Annotated in this window: 16 protein-coding genes; 7 read left to right on the top strand and 9 right to left on the bottom strand. The window is 64.5% G+C overall.

From position 1 onward, the window contains the following. Positions 1-100 precede the first annotated feature (100 nt). From speB to ACP15W_RS07880, 4 genes are all read right to left on the bottom strand, one after another. A complete protein-coding gene (gene speB / locus ACP15W_RS07895; protein ID WP_424932326.1) occupies positions 101-1,075 on the bottom strand; it encodes an agmatinase in 975 nt (324 codons plus the stop codon). 238 nt (positions 1,076-1,313) lie between these two features. Beyond that, positions 1,314-2,591, bottom strand: coding sequence for an organoarsenical effux MFS transporter ArsJ (gene arsJ / locus ACP15W_RS07890; RefSeq protein ID WP_424932325.1), 1,278 nt, complete (start codon positions 2,589-2,591; stop codon positions 1,314-1,316). After that, positions 2,588-3,586 carry an ArsJ-associated glyceraldehyde-3-phosphate dehydrogenase gene (locus ACP15W_RS07885; RefSeq protein WP_424932324.1) on the bottom strand — a complete coding sequence of 333 codons (999 nt, stop codon included), beginning with the start codon at positions 3,584-3,586 and terminating at the stop codon, positions 2,588-2,590. The genes arsJ and ACP15W_RS07885 overlap by 4 nt, the downstream gene beginning before the upstream one ends. After that, positions 3,583-4,428, bottom strand: a complete 846-nt coding sequence (locus tag ACP15W_RS07880; RefSeq protein ID WP_424932323.1) for a helix-turn-helix domain-containing protein — start codon at positions 4,426-4,428, stop codon at positions 3,583-3,585. The genes ACP15W_RS07885 and ACP15W_RS07880 overlap by 4 nt, the downstream gene beginning before the upstream one ends. Before the next feature lie 283 nt (positions 4,429-4,711). Here ACP15W_RS07880 and ACP15W_RS07875 point away from each other — a divergent pair, with 283 nt between their 5' ends. After that, complete coding sequence (locus ACP15W_RS07875) at positions 4,712-6,214, top strand: NAD-dependent succinate-semialdehyde dehydrogenase (RefSeq protein WP_424932322.1); 1,503 nt, start codon at positions 4,712-4,714, stop codon at positions 6,212-6,214. A gap of 77 nt (positions 6,215-6,291) precedes the next feature. On the opposite strand, the gene ACP15W_RS07870 is transcribed toward ACP15W_RS07875, so the two are convergent. After that, on the bottom strand, positions 6,292-8,466 hold the full coding sequence (locus tag ACP15W_RS07870; protein WP_424932321.1) for an esterase-like activity of phytase family protein: 2,175 nt from the start codon (positions 8,464-8,466) through the stop codon (positions 6,292-6,294). A gap of 266 nt (positions 8,467-8,732) precedes the next feature. Between ACP15W_RS07870 and ACP15W_RS07865 the strand changes: the two genes are divergently transcribed. Further along, positions 8,733-10,040, top strand: coding sequence for a short-chain fatty acid transporter (locus tag ACP15W_RS07865; RefSeq protein WP_424932320.1), 1,308 nt, complete (start codon positions 8,733-8,735; stop codon positions 10,038-10,040). Positions 10,041-10,093: 53 nt separating this feature from the next. Here the strand turns inward: ACP15W_RS07865 and ACP15W_RS07860 are convergent, their stop codons facing one another. Then, positions 10,094-10,606, bottom strand: a complete 513-nt coding sequence (locus ACP15W_RS07860) for a DUF2243 domain-containing protein (RefSeq protein WP_424932319.1) — start codon at positions 10,604-10,606, stop codon at positions 10,094-10,096. A 347-nt stretch (positions 10,607-10,953) separates the two neighbouring features. Next, positions 10,954-11,838: a LysR family transcriptional regulator gene (locus ACP15W_RS07855; protein ID WP_424932318.1), complete on the bottom strand. Its 885-nt coding sequence runs from the start codon at positions 11,836-11,838 to the stop codon at positions 10,954-10,956. A 94-nt stretch (positions 11,839-11,932) separates the two neighbouring features. Here ACP15W_RS07855 and ACP15W_RS07850 point away from each other — a divergent pair, with 94 nt between their 5' ends. Beyond that, entirely contained in the window at positions 11,933-12,643 is a 711-nt protein-coding gene (locus tag ACP15W_RS07850) for an SDR family oxidoreductase (RefSeq protein ID WP_424932317.1), read from the top strand. 2 nt (positions 12,644-12,645) lie between these two features. Beyond that, entirely contained in the window at positions 12,646-12,879 is a 234-nt protein-coding gene (locus ACP15W_RS07845) for an Atu4866 domain-containing protein (RefSeq protein ID WP_424932316.1), read from the top strand. A 21-nt stretch (positions 12,880-12,900) separates the two neighbouring features. On the opposite strand, the gene ACP15W_RS07840 is transcribed toward ACP15W_RS07845, so the two are convergent. Continuing rightward, positions 12,901-13,296: a RidA family protein gene (locus ACP15W_RS07840; RefSeq protein ID WP_424932315.1), complete on the bottom strand. Its 396-nt coding sequence runs from the start codon at positions 13,294-13,296 to the stop codon at positions 12,901-12,903. 120 nt (positions 13,297-13,416) lie between these two features. On the opposite strand from ACP15W_RS07840, the gene ACP15W_RS07835 reads away from it, so the two are divergent. Then, positions 13,417-14,046: a TetR/AcrR family transcriptional regulator gene (locus ACP15W_RS07835; protein ID WP_424932314.1), complete on the top strand. Its 630-nt coding sequence runs from the start codon at positions 13,417-13,419 to the stop codon at positions 14,044-14,046. Positions 14,047-14,442: 396 nt separating this feature from the next. Here the strand turns inward: ACP15W_RS07835 and ACP15W_RS07830 are convergent, their stop codons facing one another. Then, positions 14,443-16,092: an NAD+ synthase gene (locus tag ACP15W_RS07830; protein ID WP_424932313.1), complete on the bottom strand. Its 1,650-nt coding sequence runs from the start codon at positions 16,090-16,092 to the stop codon at positions 14,443-14,445. Positions 16,093-16,331: 239 nt separating this feature from the next. Here ACP15W_RS07830 and ACP15W_RS07825 point away from each other — a divergent pair, with 239 nt between their 5' ends. Together ACP15W_RS07825 and ACP15W_RS07820 are read left to right on the top strand one after the other, a co-directional pair. After that, positions 16,332-16,901, top strand: coding sequence for a cation transporter (locus ACP15W_RS07825; protein WP_424932312.1), 570 nt, complete (start codon positions 16,332-16,334; stop codon positions 16,899-16,901). 111 nt (positions 16,902-17,012) lie between these two features. Then, positions 17,013-18,476 (top strand): MORN repeat-containing protein, encoded by a 1,464-nt coding sequence (locus ACP15W_RS07820; RefSeq protein ID WP_424932311.1) that lies wholly within the window; start codon positions 17,013-17,015, stop codon positions 18,474-18,476. The last annotated feature ends 4 nt before the right edge of the window (positions 18,477-18,480 follow it).

Genomic DNA, 18,480 nt, shown 5'->3' with positions numbered 1-18,480 from the left:
CCACGCCGGGCCGGAAAAGGGAAGCCCTGCAGTCCCGGCGATTCGGCTCGATCGGACCGCGCCCGTTCCCCATGACCTTTGGGCGCCTCGGCGAAAGCCGTCAGAGCCGTCCGATCCGCACCGGCCTGGCTCCCTTGGCACGCGCCAGGAGGCAGAGCCAGTCATGGGCCACGGTGGCGGCGGCGATGGAGGTGATTTCGGAATGGTCGTAGGGCGGCGAGACCTCGACCACATCCATTCCGACCAGATTCAGCCCTTCCATGCCGCGGATGAGTTCGAGCGCCTGCCAGGAACTCAGGCCGCCGGGCACGGGTGTTCCGGTGCCAGGAGCGAAGGCCGGGTCCATGCCGTCGACATCGAAGCTGATGTAGACCGGCGCGTCTCCGGCGCGGGCGCGTGTGATCTTGATGGCCGCCTCGATGCCGTTCCGGTGAATCCAGGGGCTGGTGAGGATCTCGAAGCCATGGGCGCTGTCGTTGAAGGTGCGCAGCCCGATCTGGGTGGATTTCGTCGGATCGACGATGCCCTCGTCGGCGGCGCGGGCGAACATCGTGCCATGATCCATCTGCACGCCATCATCGTCCCAGGTGTCGCAATGGGCATCGAACTGGATGAGCGCAATCGGGCCGTGATGCTTGGCATGCGCCTTGAGCAACGGATAGGCGATGGAATGATCGCCCCCCAGGCACAGCAGCTTCGCACCGCTCGAGAGGATCTCGTCCGCATGGGCCTCGATGGCCAGTGGCACGGTGTCGGGATGGTGCGGATCGAGATGCACGTCGCCGTAATCCACCACGCTGAGCGTCTCGAAGGGATCGAATCCGAAGGGGAAGGCCTTGAGTTCGGCAAGCTGCACGGACCCGGCCCGGATGGCCTGCGGTCCGAGGCGGCAGCCGGGGCGGAAGGTCACGGCATTGTCGAAGGGAATGCCGGTGACGGCCACATCCACATCGGTCAGGTCGCGACTGTAGTTCCGGCGCAGAAAGCTCAGCGCGCCGCCATAGGTCATTTCGTGCCAACGCCCCTTCGTGCCGTCCTTGCGCCGAAAGGCCTGATCTCCCGATCTCGTTGCCATCGATGTCTCCGTTGTTTGGCCGGTGTGCCGGGGCCTGGTCCGCAGTTTCACGGGCAGCCAGAATGAGGCGCCGGGGAAGCGAGTGTGACGGATCCTCGCGGCAAAACGTAGGGAAATCCAGAAGGTGGCCAAAGATTGGCGCCGGGTGTGGTCGCGGATCGACCCGCCCGGAGAAGAGGCAAGCCGGCGCCCGCGCGAGGCAGGCACCGGAGTTTTCATGTGTGTGGGGGGAGAGGCGTCAGGCCAGGGAAGCCTCAGGTTCCTCGACGCTCAGCTTGCCCGAGGCAAGCGCCGCAAGCCCCACCATGACAGCCGCCGTGCCCAGCGTCAGGGCCAGCCCGCCGACCTGGTAGGTCAGGCCCGAGAGCACCGTGCCGACGAGACGACCACCCGCATTGGCCATGTAGTAGAAGCCCACGTCCATCGTCACCCGCTCGGCCTTGGTGAAGGCCAGGATCAGGTAGGAGTGGAGCGAGGAGTTCACCGCGAAGAGCGCACCAAACACCAGCAACCCGATGACGACCGTCACGGTCAGCCAGGTCTGCTGGCCATCTGCGACGAGAATGGCTGCCGTCAGCACAGCGGGCACCACCGCCAGCGCCCCGGCCCAGCTTCGGGCCGCCCGGATCAGGTCACCTTCGGGCCTGTTCGCCGCATTCAGCAGCTTCGGGGCCGCAGCCTGCACGGCGCCGTAGAGGATGATCCAGACCGCCATGAAGGTGCCGATCATGAAGAAGGCCGCGCGGTTCCCCTCTTCCGTGCCGTCCGACAGGACCGCGTAGAAGTAGATCGGGATGCCCACCACGAACCAGACATCCCGCGCGCCGAACAAGAAGACACGCGCGGCGGAGAGCCAGTTCACGTTGGCCGACTTCGAAAAGACCTCCGAGAACTTCGTGCCCTTCTTGCCCTTCGGCAGTCCCGACGGCATCGCCACCAGAACGGCAACGAGGATGGCGGCCAGCACCACGGCCATCACGAGCACGGCCCAGACGAAGCCGAGCGAGGCGAGCAGCGCCGCACCGAGCAGGAAGCCGACGCCCTTGACCGCGTTCTTCGAGCCAGTGAGCACCGCGACCCAGCGGAAGAGACCTCCGCCCTCGGTCGGCGCAAGGATCTTCACCGCCGATTTCGAGGACATCTTGGCCAGATCCTTCGCGACGCCTGAAGCGCCCTGGACGATCATGACGAAGGCAACCGAAACCCCCACGGTCCAGCTCGGATCGAGCTGGGCCAGCGCGATCAGCGCCACGACCTGAAGCCCGAGCCCCGCATAGAGCGTCGAGGTGAGCCCGAACCGCGCCGCGATCCAGCCGGCCGACAGGTTCGTCACCATCCCCGCGATCTCGTAGAGCACGAAGAGATAGGCCAGCTGCACCGGGCTGAAACCCAGGGTGTGGAAGTGCAGCAGCACCAGCATCCGGAGCGCGCCGTCCGTGAGCATGAAGGCCCAGTAGGCGGCGGTCACGGCGATATAGGCCGAAAGCCCCTCGGGCCGGGTGGAGGGCTGGCTCACAGCGAGGCCCCCACCATGCGCGCGACATCCGCGAGACGGTGCGCGTAGCCCATCTCGTTGTCATACCAGGCGTAGACCTTCAGCTGCGTGCCGTTGACGACCATGGTCGAGGGCGCATCGACGATGCCCGAGCGCACATCATTGGTATAGTCGGCCGAGACGAGCGGGCGTTCCTCGTAGCCGAGAATGCCCTTCAGCGGACCTTCGGCGGCGGCCTTGAAGAGCGCGTTCACCTCCTCCGCCGTGGTCTCCCGCTCGACCTCGAAGACGCAATCGGTCAGCGAACCATTGAGCAGCGGCACGCGCACCGCATGGCCGTTCAGCCGGCCCTTGAGCTCGGGGTAGATCAGCGTGATCGCCGTCGCACTCCCGGTCGTGGTCGGAATGAGCGAGTTAAGCGCGGAGCGCGCGCGGCGCAGGTCCTTCGCCGGGCGGTCCACGATGGTCTGGGTGTTGGTCACGTCGTGGATCGTGGTAATCGACCCGTGACGGATGCCGAGCGCCTCGTGAATGACCTTCACCACCGGCGCGAGGCAGTTCGTGGTGCAGGACGCGGCGGTGACGATCTTGTGCTCGGCCGGGTCATAGGTGTCGTGGTTCACACCGTAGACGATGTTGGCGGCATTGCCGTCCTTCACCGGGGCGGAAACCACCACCTTCTTCACGCCGGCCTCGAAATAGGGGGCGATCTTGGCCTCGGTCTTGAAGACACCGGTGCAGTCGATCACCACATCGACGCCGTCGAGCGGCAGATCCTTGATGTCGCGCGTGCCGATGAAGGGCAGGCGGGTGCCGTCGATGCTCACCGAGCTGTCATCATGGGTGAAGGCGGCGTTCCACCGGCCATGAACCGTGTCGAATTCCAGCAGATGCGCATGCATGGCCGGATCGCCGACGGCATCGTTGATCCAGGCGATCTCCGCCCCGCTTTCGAGGAGCGGCTTGAGGGCGAGCTTGCCGATGCGGCCAAGGCCGTTGAGAGCGTAGACGGTCACGCGGGAACTCCCTTGTCGGCATGGGCGATCTCGTCCACGGCCTTCTGGAGGGAAATCCGGTCGAGCGAGGCGATCGGCAGGGCGGTGAAGGCCAGGATGCGGTTGCGCAGCGCGCCATAGGACTGGTGGAAGGCAAGGCTCTTCTGCGCGTCGGTGCCCTCGGCCTTGACCGGGTCGGGCATGCCCCAATGCGCGCTCACCGGCTGGCCGTTCCATGAGGGGCATTCCTCGTTCGCCGCCCGGTTGCATACCGTGAAGACGAAATCGAATTTCGGCGCGTCCGGTCCCTGGAACTCGGAAACGTTCTTCGAGCGCAGGGTGGAAATGTCGTACCCGTTCTGCTCGAGCACCTCGAGAGCGAAGGGGTTCAGTTCGGAATAGGGCTTCGTTCCGGCCGAGTAAGCGGTGAATCGGTCACCCGCTTCCCGGTTCAGGATCGATTCCGCGAAGATCGACCGGGCCGAGTTGCCGGTGCAGATGAAGAGCACGTTGTATTTCTGGTCGGACATGAGATCTGTTCCAGCCTGTGTGAGTTCGGAGACGGGCGCACAGAGATCCGCGCGCCCGCGGCAGCAATCGAGAAGAAGGAAGTCGAGGGTGCGGCGCACCTCGACCAGGTCGATGGAATAGCGAAGCGACGTGCCGAGCCGGTCCTGGGTGATCAGCCCGGCTTGCCCCAACGCCGAGAGGTAGGCCGAAAGCGTGGAGGCCTTCAGGCCGAGCGCGGCCGCCAGTTCCCCGGCGGGAACCCGATCCGGATACCGCCGCATGAGCAGGCGGAAGAGGGCAAGCCGCTGGGGATGGCCGAGCACCGAGAGACGATTGGAGGTCACTGTTTCCATAATTCACGAATATACGAAATAACTATGCCGAACAACCGCCGGCGCGCGGTGTCACCAATATTTCACAATCCCAGGGGCAAGCCCCTGTCTGACGGGAGGCGGAATGGGTCGAAGTCTGGCCGCGCTCCCTTGACACTTGGCCTCGCAAGGGCAACGTCCTCCCCATGACGGGGGAGGAGACATCGTCGAGGCGCCGTATGCCTGATCGCATGGCGGGCAGCCGGATGGGCCGAAAACACGCTTGGCGCCCCCGCCGAGTGAAACAGGCTGAGGAAAGCAAACCATGAGCGCAACCATTCTCGAAGAGAAGCCGAAGGCGACGTCGCTCGCCAGCCGGCTGTCGAACCCCGAGCTTCTGGTTGAGGCCGCCCTCGTCGGTGGCCGCTGGATCAAGGCGGGAGATGCCTCCGCACAGTTCGAGGTCACCAATCCCTCGACCGGCGAGGTGATCGCGACGCTTCCGGATCTGGGCGTCGAGGACGCGCGGAAGGCGATCGACGCCGCCTATGTCGCCCAGAAGGACTGGGCCGCGAAGACGGGCAAGGAGCGCGCGGCGGTGCTGCGCAAATGGTATGACCTGATGGTCGCCAATGCCGATGACCTCGGCGCGATCCTGACGGCGGAAATGGGCAAGCCCTTCGCCGAGGCGCGCGGCGAGATCCTCTACGGGGCGTCCTTCATCGAGTGGTTCTCCGAAGAGGCCAAGCGCGTCTACGGCGACGTGATCCCCGGCCACCAGCCGGACAAGCGCATCATCGTCATGAAGCAGCCCGTTGGCGTCGTGGCCTCCATCACGCCCTGGAACTTCCCGAACGCGATGATCGCGCGCAAGGTCGCACCGGCGCTGGCTGTCGGTTGTGCCTTCGTCTCGAAGCCCGCAAGCGAAACGCCGCTCTCCGCCCTCGTGATGGCGAAGCTGGCCGAGGACGCCGGTCTGCCCGCAGGTCTCTTCAGTGTCGTGACCGCGAAGCGCAGCGCGCCCATCGGCGAGGAGTTCTGCTCCAACGCGAAGGTGCGCAAGCTGACCTTCACCGGCTCCACCGAAGTCGGCCGCATCCTGATGAAGCAGTCCGCCGAGCAGATCCAGAAGACCTCGATGGAGCTGGGCGGCAACGCGCCCTTCATCGTCTTCGATGATGCCGATCTCGATGCCGCCGTCGAAGGCGCGATGATCTCCAAGTATCGCAACAACGGCCAGACCTGCGTGTGCGCGAACCGCATCTACGTCCAGGCCGGCGTCTACGATGCCTTTGCCGAGAAGCTGGTGAAGGCCGTCGAGGCCATGAAGGTCGGTGACGGTTTCGAGGATGGTGTCGCGGCCGGGCCGCTGATCTCGAAATCCGCGGTGGAAAAGGTCGAGGATCACATCTCGGACGCGGTTTCCAAGGGCGCGTCGGTCGTCTCCGGCGGCAAGCCGCATGAGCGCGGCGGCACCTTCTTCCAGCCCACGGTGCTGACCGGCGTGACAAAGGAAATGAAGGTGGCCAGCGAGGAAACCTTCGGTCCCGTTGCCCCCCTCTTCAAGTTCGACACCGTCGATGACGTGATCGAGCAGGCCAATGACACGATCTTCGGTCTGGCATCCTACTTCTACGCCCGCGACCTCTCCCGCGTGTTCAAGGTGGCCGAGGCGCTCGAATACGGCATGGTCGGCATCAACACCGGCCTGATCTCCACCGAGGTCGCGCCCTTCGGCGGGGTGAAGCAGTCCGGCCAGGGCCGCGAAGGATCGAAATACGGCTGCGATGACTACCTCGAGATCAAGTATCTCTGCCTCGGCGTCTGATCCCGACGCACAGAGCGGAAACAGGGAAACGGGCCCTCGTGAGGGCCCGTTTTTCGTTCTCATGCACCTGACGGCGATCACATCGCCTCGAGCGGGCCGAGCTTGAGGAAGTGGGTCTCGCCCGAGCTGTCGTCCACGCCGTCATTGTCGGTCACGGCGAAGGCATAGCCGGCGGAATCGATGGTGAAACCCTCGATCTTGTCGACGACATAGCCATTGGCGGCTTCGAGGTCGGGGATGAAGTCGCGGACCTCTTCCTTGGTCACCACCGGAAGCTCGCCCCCGAGCGCTGCGGGCTGCATCTCCGCAAGCGGCACGCGGTAGAGCTTCTTCAGTTTCGCCGCCCCACCGATCTGGTTGTCGCGCTCGAGGATGTAGGCGTGGTCGCCATGAATGGTGATCTCGCTGAGGCCCACCCAGCCTTCGCCCTTGGGCTCGAGCGGGTAGTGCACCGCGCCCCATTCACCGGTCTCGAGATCGTAGGAAACCAGCTTCACCATGCCTTCGGGGTCGTCGGCCCATTCGCGCTGGATGGCGATCCAGAGCTTGGAGCCCGATACCGCGATGCCCTCGGCGCCGAAGCGTGTCTCATGCGCCAGCAGCTCGTCCGCAAAGGGGATCGTGTCGGTGATCGCGCCTTCGCCATCCACATGGTAGATCGCGTGCGGGATCTCGCGGTCGCTGCGACCCTCGGAGGCAATCCAGAAGCCGCCCATGCCGTCGAGCGCGATGCCTTCCTGGTCGAGCTTGGCCGCCGGTGCGCCGTCTTCGGTCACGCGGATCGCCTTGATGATCTTCGCCGGCGCCTGGGTGGCGTCGATCTCGAAGATCGTCGGCTGGCCGCCGTAGAAGCTGTCGTTGACTGCATAGAGCCGACCGGGCGTTTCGGATGCCGCAAGACCCGAAAGCGCACCGAAACCGGTGAGCGCGTCCATGCCCTCGGTGGTGATCGACGGATAGGCCGGTGCCGCGTCTTCCTGGGCCTCGAAGAGCATGACATGCGAGCGCACGCCGCCATCCTCGATGAGATCCACCTCGTTCGCCGTGGCAAGCAGGTTGCGCGAGGGGATCGCCACGGCGCTTTCCGGCCCGATACCCGAGGGCAGGGCCTGCACGAACGTGGGCGTGCCGTCTTCCATGCGGTAGACGCCGACCACGGAACCGCGCTCGGACAGAACGAAGATGTAGTCGCTGTCGCCGAAGGTGCCGGTCGCGAGACCCTCGGGCTCGACGCCCTTGTTCTCGGAGCGGGCTTCCGGGTAGTGGCCGATCTTGATCGCTTCGTGCTCGAAGGCCGGGCCGCTCTCGTAGGCGACGGAGCCGTCGGTATTGAAGATGGTGAAGCCGCGCGAGCCACCCTCGTAATCGCCCTCGTTGGCAATGACGATCTGCCCCGTGGAGAGCCATTTCACCGCATCAGGCTCGCGCTTCACGCCCGAAAGCGAACCGGTGAAGTCGAGCGCGTCATCCTCGGCGATGTCGATGCCCTCGATATCCACGCTGCCGGCGTCGAAATGCGAGGTCACATTGCCCTGCTGGTCCAGGATGACGACGTAATTGTTCTCCTGCATCGTGAGCGCGATCTCGCCCGCCGCGTTGATCGCGACGAACTCCGGCTCGGGATCGGAGGGCGCAACACCGCCCAGACCGCTCACATCCGCCTTGATCAACCCGTCGCAGGCCATCGCGCCACCCTCGAGCGGCACGATCGCGAGGTAGCCCGCCGGCATCTGCGGGATGATGCCATCGTTGAGATCCTCGTCGCGCTCGTTCTCGATGGCGATCGCCACGAAGCTGCCATCAGGCGCCACAGCAACGCTGTCGGGCTGCCCGCCCAGGTCGCAGGTCGCGGTGATGGATTTCTCGCTCAGCGAAACGGCGGCCAGATGCCCCGAGGGCTCGGTATAGCTCGGGGACGTGTTCACGCCCACGAAGGCGGTCTCGCTGCCGAGAATGGCCACGGCTGTGGGTTCGCCCTCCATGTCCACCGATCCGCCCGGTGCCGGGGCAAAGGGATCGGTGATGTCCACAAGGCCGATCGCGCCGAGCGGGCTGTCGGAATAGACCAGCGTCATGCCGTCCTCGGTCGCGTCGATGATCTCCGCCGAGGTCTCGGTGGCTGGATCGGCATCGGCGGGAAGGTTCTCGGGAACCGGGAAGGCGGCAATGCGGTTGAAGATCGTCTCGGCCTGAAGCGGCAGGGCGGCTGCCAGCGCGGCGGTGGAGACGAACCCGGCAAGCTTTAGATGCATGGGGGAACTCCGTTTGGGATGCCCGCTTGTCTTTGGGTAAGGATTGCGACTGTTTCGTGACCGAAGCATGTCAGAAATATGGCGTTTGCCCGAGCCGCAGGATCCGGACGCGGGCCGCGATCAGAGCGAAGGGGTTCACGATCCTGTGAGGTGTGTTGGCCTTCGAGGTCCGCCCCGGCACTTACGCGTTTGTCTCATGCGACCACGAAAACGAGAGTGCCGGCCCCCGGGCCGGCAAAGAGAAACGTAAATAGGGGGAAGCTGCCTTGCTCAACATCATTTCCCGGCCGCTGGTGCGGCTGATGGATCGGTATCTGCCCGATCCCTACATGTTCGTCCTGATCCTGACCGTGATCGTGGCCCTGGCCGCGATGATCGTGGAGGCGCAGTCCCCGCTTGCGGTCATCCGCATGTGGGGCGACGGCTTCTGGTCACTGCTGCAGTTTTCCATGCAGATGCTGCTCGTGCTCGTCACCGGCTACATGATGGCCTCGACGCCCGTGGTCCGGCGGCTGCTGGCCCGCCTCGCGGATGTCGCCACCTCGCCCGGCGCGGCGATCCTCCTGGTGAGCTACGTCTCGCTCGTGGCAAGCTGGCTCAACTGGGGCTTCGGCCTTGTCGTGGGTGCGCTCTTCGCCAAGGAGATCGCGCGCAAGATCCGCGTGGACTACCGGCTTCTCGTGGCCTCGGCCTATTCGGGCTTCCTGATCTGGCACGGCGGGCTCGCAGGTTCCATTCCGCTCGCCGTCGCCACGGAGGGCCATCCCTTTCAGGACCAGATCGGGGTCATCGGCACCGGCGAGACGATCTTCTCGGGCTTCAACCTTGCCATCGTCGGGGCACTCCTGATCGTGGTGCCGCTGGTCAACCGGATGATGATGCCACCCGAAAGCGAGAGCGTCTATGTGGACCCGGCCCTCATCAAGGACGCCGAAATGCCAGTGGCCCAGGCCGACACGCCCTCCGAACGGATGATGGACAGCAAGATCCTCCCCGTTGCCATCGGTGTGTCCGGGCTTGCCTATCTCGTGGACTATTTCGTGCGATCGGGCGGGCTCACGCTCAACATCGTCAACTTCCTGTTCCTGATGGTCGCCATCGTGCTCCACGGCAGCGCACGGCACCTGCTCGCGAGCCTAAATGAAGGCGTGAAGGGCGGGGCGGGGATCGTGATCCAGTTCCCGTTCTATGCCGGGATCATGGCGATCATGGTGGGCTCCGGTCTCGCCGTGACGATCTCGAATGCCCTGGTTTCGATCGCGAGCGAGGCGACGCTGCCGTTCTGGGCCTTCCTCAGCGCGGGTATCGTGAACTTCTTCGTGCCCTCGGGGGGCGGCCAGTGGGCGGTTCAGGCCCCGGTGATCCTGCCCGCCGCCGAGGCGCTGGGCGTCGACTCCGCCCGCGCCGCAATGGCCGTCGCCTGGGGCGATGCCTGGACCAACATGGTCCAGCCCTTCTGGGCGCTGCCGATCCTGGGCATCGCGGGGCTCAGGGCCAAGGACATCATGGGCTTCTGCACCCTGCACCTGATCCTCTCGGGCATCGTGATCTCCCTGGGGCTGATGTATCTCTGAGAACCCGAAAACGGACGGCGCCGGGCAGGCAGTTGGCCCGGCGCTGTCCGACCTCATGCCGTTCTGCGCCTCAGGAGGGCGACGCCGGCCACAAGCATCGCCGCGCCCCAGACGAGGAAACCGATATCCCAGTAGATCCACTGGCTGCGCGGCACGGTCTCGTTCACATGGTGAATTCCGAGGATCTGATGGTTCACGAGGCCCTCGACGAGGTTGAACAGCCCGAAACCCGCCAGCAGGCTGCCGACAAGCCGGCGGCTCGACCAGGGCCGATGGGGTTTCCTGGCCGCGCGCCACAGAAGAACGAGCCCCACCAGGATGAAGACGTATGTCGCGGCATGGAAGAGGCCGTCGAAGAGCGTGTTCCACTTCAGGCCCTCGACCGTATCCGAGGCAAAGCCCGCACTTGAGGCCATATGGTGCCACTGAAGGATCTGGTGCAGCACGATCCCGTCGAAGAAGCCGCCGATCCCCAATCCCAGGAAGATGCCTGCCGAGATCGGGAAACCGGCCGCGGGGGCCGTTGCGTCAGTGTCGCCGCCCGCGAAAGTTTCTGCCTTGCGCATGGAATGTTCCTTGCTCTTGTGTGTTTCCGAAGCGCGGACAAGTCCGCTTTCGTATCGCTCTGAAACACGCGGACAGCGGCAAATGTTCCGGGGCGAAGGCAAGCGTGCAAGATCGCTTCCGTTCTCGACGTCGTGCATGCGGCGGACCGGGGGGTGGCGCACCACCGCTTGTTCAACGTGGTTTACGGTGACGACATTGCCTAGACCGGAGGTATGCCCCTGCATAGACGATGCGCCGACCCGTCCGGTCGGGCCGTCGCAGGCACGGCGCCTTCGGCTTGTTCCGTGCCAGTGTTTCCCAGCACCGATGGTGCCATGGGCCCAGCTGCAAGCCAAGCTGTCCGCCCTCAGGACGGATCGCGCCAGCGACGGACATGCTCGATCATTGCCGTCAGCTTGGGCGGATTGTTCCTGCGGCCCGGATAGAACAGATAGAACCCGGCGAAGGGCGGCAGGAAATCCTGCAGGATCGGGACGAGCGCCGCGCTGCGGATGTGCTCGGCAAAGGTCTCTTCCATACCGAAGGTGATCCCGCCACCGGCGAGCGCGGTGCGGATCATCAGCTGCAGGTCGTTGGTGGTCAGATGCGCCGGAACCGCGACATCGAACGCAGAGCCGTTTTCCTCGAATTCCCACCGGTAGGGCGCGCGTTCGGGCGCCGGGCGCCAGCCGATGCACCGATGCGACATCAGTTCGCGCGGATGGGCCGGGGTGCCGTGGGTCGCAAGATAGGCCGGCGTGGCGACGGCGACCTGCCGCTGTTCCCCCGTCAGGGGAATGGCGATCATGTCCTGGGCGATGACCTCGCCCAGCCGGACGCCCGCGTCGAAGCCGCCCGCCACGATATCGAATTCGTCATCCGTCACGGTGATGTCCAGCGCCACCTGGGGATGGGCCTCCATGAAGGACGCGACGAGGGCGCCGGACAGGAACCTCTCGGCGATCGAGGTGACGGCGAGGCGCAGCGTTCCCTGCGGCACCACGGCCAGATCGTCCATTGCCGCATTGATCTCGGCAAGGGGCACCGCAATAGCGGCGTGAAAGGCGGCCCCGGCCTCGGTCAGGCGCACGTGACGGGTGGTGCGGTGAACAAGGGCGACACCACGCTGATCCTCAAGCCGCCGGATGCCCTGGCTGACGGCGGAACGCGTCACGCCCAGCCGTTCGGCGGCGGCGCTGAAGTTTCCTGCCTCGGCAACTGCCAGAAAGACCCGCAAGAGATTCAGATCCATTGGTTAGCTGGCCTTGACACTGCGTCCATGACTTAGCGGATACCGACGACACTGCGACCTGTCTAGCTTCATCATGCAGATGATGGAGCACGACATGGACAAGGTCATTCTAATCACCGGCGCCTCCAGCGGCATTGGCGAGGGCATCGCCAGGGAACTGGCGGCCGCGGGCGCGAAGCTCATGATCGGGGCGCGGCGGACGGACCGGCTGGCTGCATTGGCCAGCGAGCTGGGCGAGAATGTCCGCTTCCGCGCGCTTGACGTAACGGACGCCCCCGGCGTTGCTGCGTTTGCCGACGCGGCCCGTGCCGAATGGGGGCGCGTCGATGCCATCGTGAACAATGCCGGTGTGATGCCGCTTTCGGCATTGGCCTCGCTCAAGATCGATGAGTGGGATCGGATGGTGGACGTGAACATCAAGGGCACGCTCTACGGGATCGCGGCCGTTCTGCCGCAGATGACCGCGCTCGGATCGGGGCATGTGATCAACATCGGTTCGATCGGGGCACTGACCGCCTCGCCGACAGCCGCGGTCTACTGTGCCACGAAATTCGCGGTGCGCGCGATCTCGGACGGGCTGCGGCAGGAGCACCCGGACATCCGCGTGACCTGCATTCACCCCGGCGTGGTGGAAAGCGAACTTGCCGACAGCATCACCGACCCCGTCGCGGCCGAAGGGATGAAGATCTACCGGGCCATCGCCCTGAAACCGGACGCCATCGCCCGCGCCGTCCGGTTCGCGCTGGAACAGCCCGAGGATGTAGACGTGAACGAGATCGTCATCCGCCCCACGCGGACCATGTGACCATGATCCACCCCTACATCGGACTGTGGGTCACAGCGGACGGCCACATCCGGCACGAGCTTCTGCCGGATGGTCGTTATGTCGAGGCGCGCGGCACGCGAGAGGCGGCCTATACCGGTCGATACGAGGTGACGGGTGATCACATCGACTACCGGGACGACACCGGCTTCACGGCCGACGGCGATTTCGTGGACGGCGTCCTTCACCATGCCGGGATGGTGCTTCGGCGCGCGTAGCTGCGGGCCATTCTTCTCGTGCTACTGCGCGGGGCAGCGGGCGATGACCTTGATCTCGAAGTCGAAGCCCGCCAACCAGTTGACGCCGAGTGCCGTCCAGTTCGGGTAGGGAGGCTCGGGAAAGACGCGGGCCTTCGCGGCCATGACATCGCCGAACTGCGCCTCGGGATCGGTGTGGAACGTCGTGACATCGACGATGTCTTCCGGGCCGCATCCCGCCGCCTCGAGCACGGCCTTGAGATTGTCGAAGGCCAGTTGCACCTGTCGTGCGAAATCGGGCTCGGGCGAGCCGTCCGGCCGGCTGCCGACCTGCCCGGAGACGAAGAGCAGATCGCCCGACCGGATCGCGGCGGAATAGCCGTGCTGTTCATAGAGGGCGTGGCGATTGGCGGGAAAGACGGGTTGGTTGCGGAGCATTCGGGGCATCCTTTCGGGGTGTCGCCTCGCACGGCGAATTGGTATACGCTTCGTATGCGAGTTAATTCACATACGCTACGTATGTCAACGGCCGGTCTTCGCACCGGAGGGAGAGGGAGCATGGCCGGCAAGAGAGCGCAGATGATGGAGGAGACCCGCGCCAAGCTGATCGCGGCCGCACGGCGCGCCTTTACCGAGAAGGGCTATTCGGGCACGTCGATGGACGACCTGACCGCGGCCGTCGGGCTGACGCGCGGCGCCCTCTATCACAATTTCGGCGACAAGCGCGGCCTGCTCGCGGCCGTCGTCGAAGAGGTCGACGGGGAGATGGCCGCCGGTGCCATGGCGGAGGCCGAGCGGAGGGGGGGCAGCGCGTGGGACAAGCTGCTGGCCGAGGGATCGGCCTATATCGAGGCGGCGCGGAACCCCGAGGTCCGGCGCATCGTCCTGCTCGACGGCCCGGCCGTGCTGGGCGATCCCTCGCAATGGCCGAGCCAGAACGCCTGTCTCACCGCGACGATGCGCAGCCTGGAGACCCTGGCCGCGAAGGGCGCGATCAAGCCCGTCGCCATCGAGGCCGCCGCACGCCTTCTGAACGGGGCCGCGCTCAACGCCGCGCTCTGGGTCGCCTCAAGCGATACGCCCGATGATGTCCTGCAGGACGCCATCACCGCCTTCGAGCAGCTTGCTTCGGGGCTTCTTGCCGATGACGCGGAGGCGGGGCGCACCAGTCCCGGCCAACCCCGGTGATCGCGGCCCGCCGGACCATTAACCAACCATCGCAGGGCGCAAATCGTATGCATGAAATATGCATGAAATATGCATGAAATATGCATGGAAGCTGCATACAATATGCATGAGACAAATGCCTGTTAATGAACGAAAAAACGGGCCCAGCGCGTCATTGCGGACGCCATAGCATACAAGGAAGGCGCCGCTGCCCTCGGCCCGAAACGAGGTGCGCAGCACCGCCGGGCCTGCGACCGTCCGCCTGACTGGGCGGTCGCATCCGTAACGTTGGCGCGCCAGCTTTGCCTTCGGGTGTCTCGACCATAAATCGATGACCTCAACCGGCATCTGCTCCCACCTTCGGACGGTCGCCGACCCTCTGTTGCGTCTAGCCAAAAGTCGGCGTGTGCAATGTGGTCAGGTCGGATCACGCCAGCGGTGCACGACCGGATAACGCCTGTCGGGCCAGAAAGCCTTCCGGGTGAGCTTCGGCCCGGGCGCCGCTCGGAGGCGCTCCGCTTCGCGGCTGTAAAGCCGGTGCTCGACCCTCTTCACCTCTTCGCGCTCGAAGCCGAGGTCCACGATCTCGCCCACGCCCATGTCATCCTCGATCAGATGCTCAAGGATCCGGTCGAGAATTCCAAGGGGTGGCAGAGCATCTCCAGCCTTCCCATCGGCGCGCTGCTCCGCCGCGAGCGCCTCGTCGATCACACGCACCGGGATCACCTCGCCCTCGTTGCCTTTCATCCACGGGCGATGGTTCGCATTGCGCCAGCGGCAGATCTCGATAACGCGGCTCTTGTAAAGGTCCTTGATCGGGTTGTAGCCGCCGTAATCCGCAATGTAACCCACTGCCAGGTCAATCTTATTTCCAGCGATGAGCAGCATCTCTCCGAAGGCTTCCGAAAGCGTCATCAGCAGGAGCCCGCGCAGCCGTGACAGGGTGGTCGCTTCGGTCGCGTCCCGTGCGCGCCCATTCAGAAGGGGCTGAAGCGTCTCCGTGATGGCCGCCCGAGCGGGCGCGATGGGAACCTCGTGAAGCGGGCAGCCGAGCGCCTTCGCGAGGCCAGTGGCGTCCTCGAGCGATTGCGCGGAGGTGTCTTCCGACGGCAGCGTCACGCAGCGCAGGTTCTCGGGCCCGAGTGCATCGGCGGCAATGGCGGCGACCAGCGCGCTGTCCACCCCGCCGGATAGGCCCAGAACCACCTTCGAGACGCCCGATTTCGTCACATGATCATGAAGCGCCACGATCATCCCGCGATAGTCCTGCTCGATCAGCGGCGGGTGGATCGCCCGCTCGCCCGGAACAGCACACCAACCTTCCGCGGTCTCCTCGAAATCCACATGCGCGATTACCTCGTCAAAGGAAGGCAACTGAACGGCCAACCGGCCATGAGGATTGAGCACGAAAGAGCCGCCATCGAAGATCTGCTCGTCCTGCCCACCCACCGCATTGAGGTAGACAAAGGGCAAGCCGGTCTCGACCACACGCGTGACCATCTCCCCGATCCGCAGATCGTGAATCCCGTGATGATAGGGAGAACTGTCTGGAACAAATAGGATTTCGGCGCCGCATTCAGCCAGTGTCTCGGTCACGTCGGGATGCCGGGCATCCTCCCCGATCGGAACGCCCACCCGGACCGGACCCATCCCGAAAGGCCCGGAAACGGGACCGGATGCGAAGATCCGCGTCTCATCGAAGGCACCATGATTCGGGAGATGGTGTTTCCTCGCGTAGCCTTGGAGCTTGCCATCTCGGAGAATCGCGTATGCGTTGAAACACCGGCCGTCAGACTCCAGGATGGGGAGCCCGATGCCGAGCGCCGGACCATCGCCCAGTTCAACCGCAAGCATCTGGAGTTCACGCCAGGCATCGGCGCAGAAAGCCGCTTTCGCGGTAAGATCTCGTGGGTACTGACCGACAAGAAACATCTCCGGCAAGGCGACGAAATCGGCCCCGGCGGCTTTGCCGGCGGCGTGGCCCTCTCGCGCTCTTGCCCGATTGCCAGTCAGATCCCCGAGCGTGGAATTGATCTGCGCGAGGGTCAGTCGAAATCTTCCCGACATTTCCGATCCATACCCTCCTGAAAATTAACTGGATTGGCATACCTCCCGGAAGTGGTGGAAGACAATGCTGGGAATAGCGAGGTTCGCTAGGTGCGGGTTTCATCCCCTGTCATTCTTCCGCATTCCTGACTACGCTGTGCAAGCCTCGACCGAGAAAGGATGAAATGCCCTGTTGTTCCTCCGATAGCTGCGTCGCCCTAGGTCCGGCATCTTCGCGGATTCGTCGGATTCTCTGGATCGTGCTGATCCTGAACGCGATTATGTTCGGCGTCGAGATCGTCGCCGGGCTGGCGGCCGGTTCGGCATCGCTGCAAGCCGATGCGCTCGATTTCTTCGCGGACGCGGCGAATTACGGCATTTCTCTTTTCGTGCTGGGGCTTGGCCTGCGCGCCAGAGCGCGGGCAGCGCTGCTGAAGGGCATTTCAATGGGCCTGTTCGGGCTCTGGGTCATTGGAACCGTCGTCTGGCACAGCCTCCACGGGACTGTCCCCGGCTGGAGCACAATGGGCCTTGTGGGTCTGGCGGCGTTGGTCGTCAACGGTGCCTGCCTTCTGCTTCTGCTCGCGTTCCGCGAAGGGGATGCAAACATGCGATCGGTCTGGATCTGCTCGCGAAACGACGTCGTTGCCAATTTCGCGGTTCTTGCCGCTGCGCTCGGGGTTTTCGGGTCCGGCACCGGCTGGCCTGACGTGATCGTGGCGTCCGTCATGGCGGGCCTCGCCATACAGGGCGCATCGGTCGTGATACGGGAATCGCTCGCCGAACTGCGGCAGTCGAAGGCGGTGCCGAGTGTTCCTGTATTGCGCTGATGCGTCCGTTTGCCCGGCCACTCGAACAGAGATTAGGCATTGTGGCCCGACCCCCCAATTGAGTAAGTTCCGGGCAATCAGAACCGGCTGCGCGCTGGGCAGGAGCTATTCGTGATACGAGCAAGAACACTTCCAGCGATCACCCTTTCCGTCGGTCTTTTGCAGGCCGGGGCGGCGCTTGGCCAGACGGCGGTCCTCACCAAGGAATACGACAATGGGGGCGTCTACGAAGGCCAGTTCGTGGACGGTCTCCAGCATGGCACCGGTACCTACACGCTTCCCAATGGATACGAATATGCCGGTGAATGGGTGGAGGGTCAGATCCAGGGCGAAGGTCGGGCAACCTTCCCCGATGGTTCCGTCTATATCGGCGAATTCGCCAATGGCCGGCCCAACGGTGTCGGAACGCTGACCTATCCGAACGGCAATGTCTACGAAGGCACCTGGAAGGCGGGCGTGATCGACGGCGAAGGCGTCGCGATCTACGCGAACGGGATGCGCTACGAAGGCCAGTTTTCCGGCGGCAAACAAGACGGCAAGGGCAAGCTCACCGGCGCAGATGGCTACGGCTATGAGGGCGACTGGGTTGCCGGCGAGAAAGAAGGCATCGGTCGGATCGACTATGCGGATGGGAGCTACTACGAGGGCGAGATTGCCGCGGGGCTTCCGGAAGGTTCGGGCCTCCTCGTTTCCGCGGATGGCGCGCGCTACGAAGGGGGCTGGAAGGCCGGGCAGGTCAACGGCGAGGGACGCCTGACACAGCCCGATGGAATCACATACGAGGGCGCCTTCGTCTCTGGCAGGCGGGAAGGGCTGGGGCGGCTCGTGTCCGCCAATGGCGACGTTTACGTGGGCGGGTTCAAGGAGGATCAGCGCCACGGTGCCGGAACGCTGACGGCACAGGACGGTTTTTCCTACACCGGCGACTGGTTTGAAGACCAGATCGAAGGCGAGGGCAAAGCCTCGTACCCCGATGGTTCGGTCTACGAAGGCAGCTTCGTGGACGGCCGCGCAAATGGCCAGGGCAAGATCACCTATGCGGACGGGTCCAGTTTCGAGGGGAGCTGGCAGGACGGTGTGATTTCGGGCGAGGGCACGGCTGTCTATGCGAATGGAGCGACATATACGGGCGAGTTCGCCGATGGTCGCAACAATGGTCAAGGCACACTGACGACCGACGATGGATACACCTATACCGGCCAGTGGCGCGACGGCATGCGCGATGGCGAAGGCGTGGCGACCTATCCGAACGGTACGAAATACGAAGGCAACTTCAGCAATGGCCGCCGCTCGGGGCAGGGGAAACTCGTGCTACCGGAAGGCCATGTGTTCGAGGGGAATTGGGAGAACGGCCTGCTGAATGGAGAGGGCCGCATGGTCTATCCGAACGGAGACGTCTACGAAGGCAACTTCGTGGACGGGCGTCGTCAGGGTCAGGGAAGAATGACCTTCTCGGAGGGGCAGGTTTATGACGGCCTCTGGGAGGATGATATGCCGGCCGATCCGGGATCTCCGCAGACGCTTCCCTCGGATGCGCCTGCCGCCCCCACCGATCCGGTCAGTACCAGCGATTGATTTG

Origin of the sequence: Amaricoccus macauensis, from assembly GCF_049800915.1 — a bacterium.
GTDB classification, from domain to species: Bacteria; Pseudomonadota; Alphaproteobacteria; order Rhodobacterales; family Rhodobacteraceae; genus Amaricoccus; species Amaricoccus macauensis_A.
This window is presented reverse-complemented; position numbering and strand designations above follow the sequence as displayed.

Coding starts and splice junctions, on each gene's coding strand:
- speB (WP_424932326.1), bottom strand. CDS start 1,075: ATGGCAACGAGATCGGGAGATCAGGCCTTTCGGCGCAAGGACGGCACG.
- ACP15W_RS07875 (WP_424932322.1), top strand. CDS start 4,712: ATGAGCGCAACCATTCTCGAAGAGAAGCCGAAGGCGACGTCGCTCGCC.
- ACP15W_RS07855 (WP_424932318.1), bottom strand. CDS start 11,838: ATGGATCTGAATCTCTTGCGGGTCTTTCTGGCAGTTGCCGAGGCAGGA.
- ACP15W_RS07830 (WP_424932313.1), bottom strand. CDS start 16,092: ATGTCGGGAAGATTTCGACTGACCCTCGCGCAGATCAATTCCACGCTC.
- ACP15W_RS07845 (WP_424932316.1), top strand. CDS start 12,646: ATGATCCACCCCTACATCGGACTGTGGGTCACAGCGGACGGCCACATC.
- ACP15W_RS07870 (WP_424932321.1), bottom strand. CDS start 8,466: ATGCATCTAAAGCTTGCCGGGTTCGTCTCCACCGCCGCGCTGGCAGCC.
- ACP15W_RS07840 (WP_424932315.1), bottom strand. CDS start 13,296: ATGCTCCGCAACCAACCCGTCTTTCCCGCCAATCGCCACGCCCTCTAT.
- ACP15W_RS07860 (WP_424932319.1), bottom strand. CDS start 10,606: ATGCGCAAGGCAGAAACTTTCGCGGGCGGCGACACTGACGCAACGGCC.
- ACP15W_RS07835 (WP_424932314.1), top strand. CDS start 13,417: ATGGCCGGCAAGAGAGCGCAGATGATGGAGGAGACCCGCGCCAAGCTG.
- ACP15W_RS07880 (WP_424932323.1), bottom strand. CDS start 4,428: ATGGAAACAGTGACCTCCAATCGTCTCTCGGTGCTCGGCCATCCCCAG.
- ACP15W_RS07850 (WP_424932317.1), top strand. CDS start 11,933: ATGGACAAGGTCATTCTAATCACCGGCGCCTCCAGCGGCATTGGCGAG.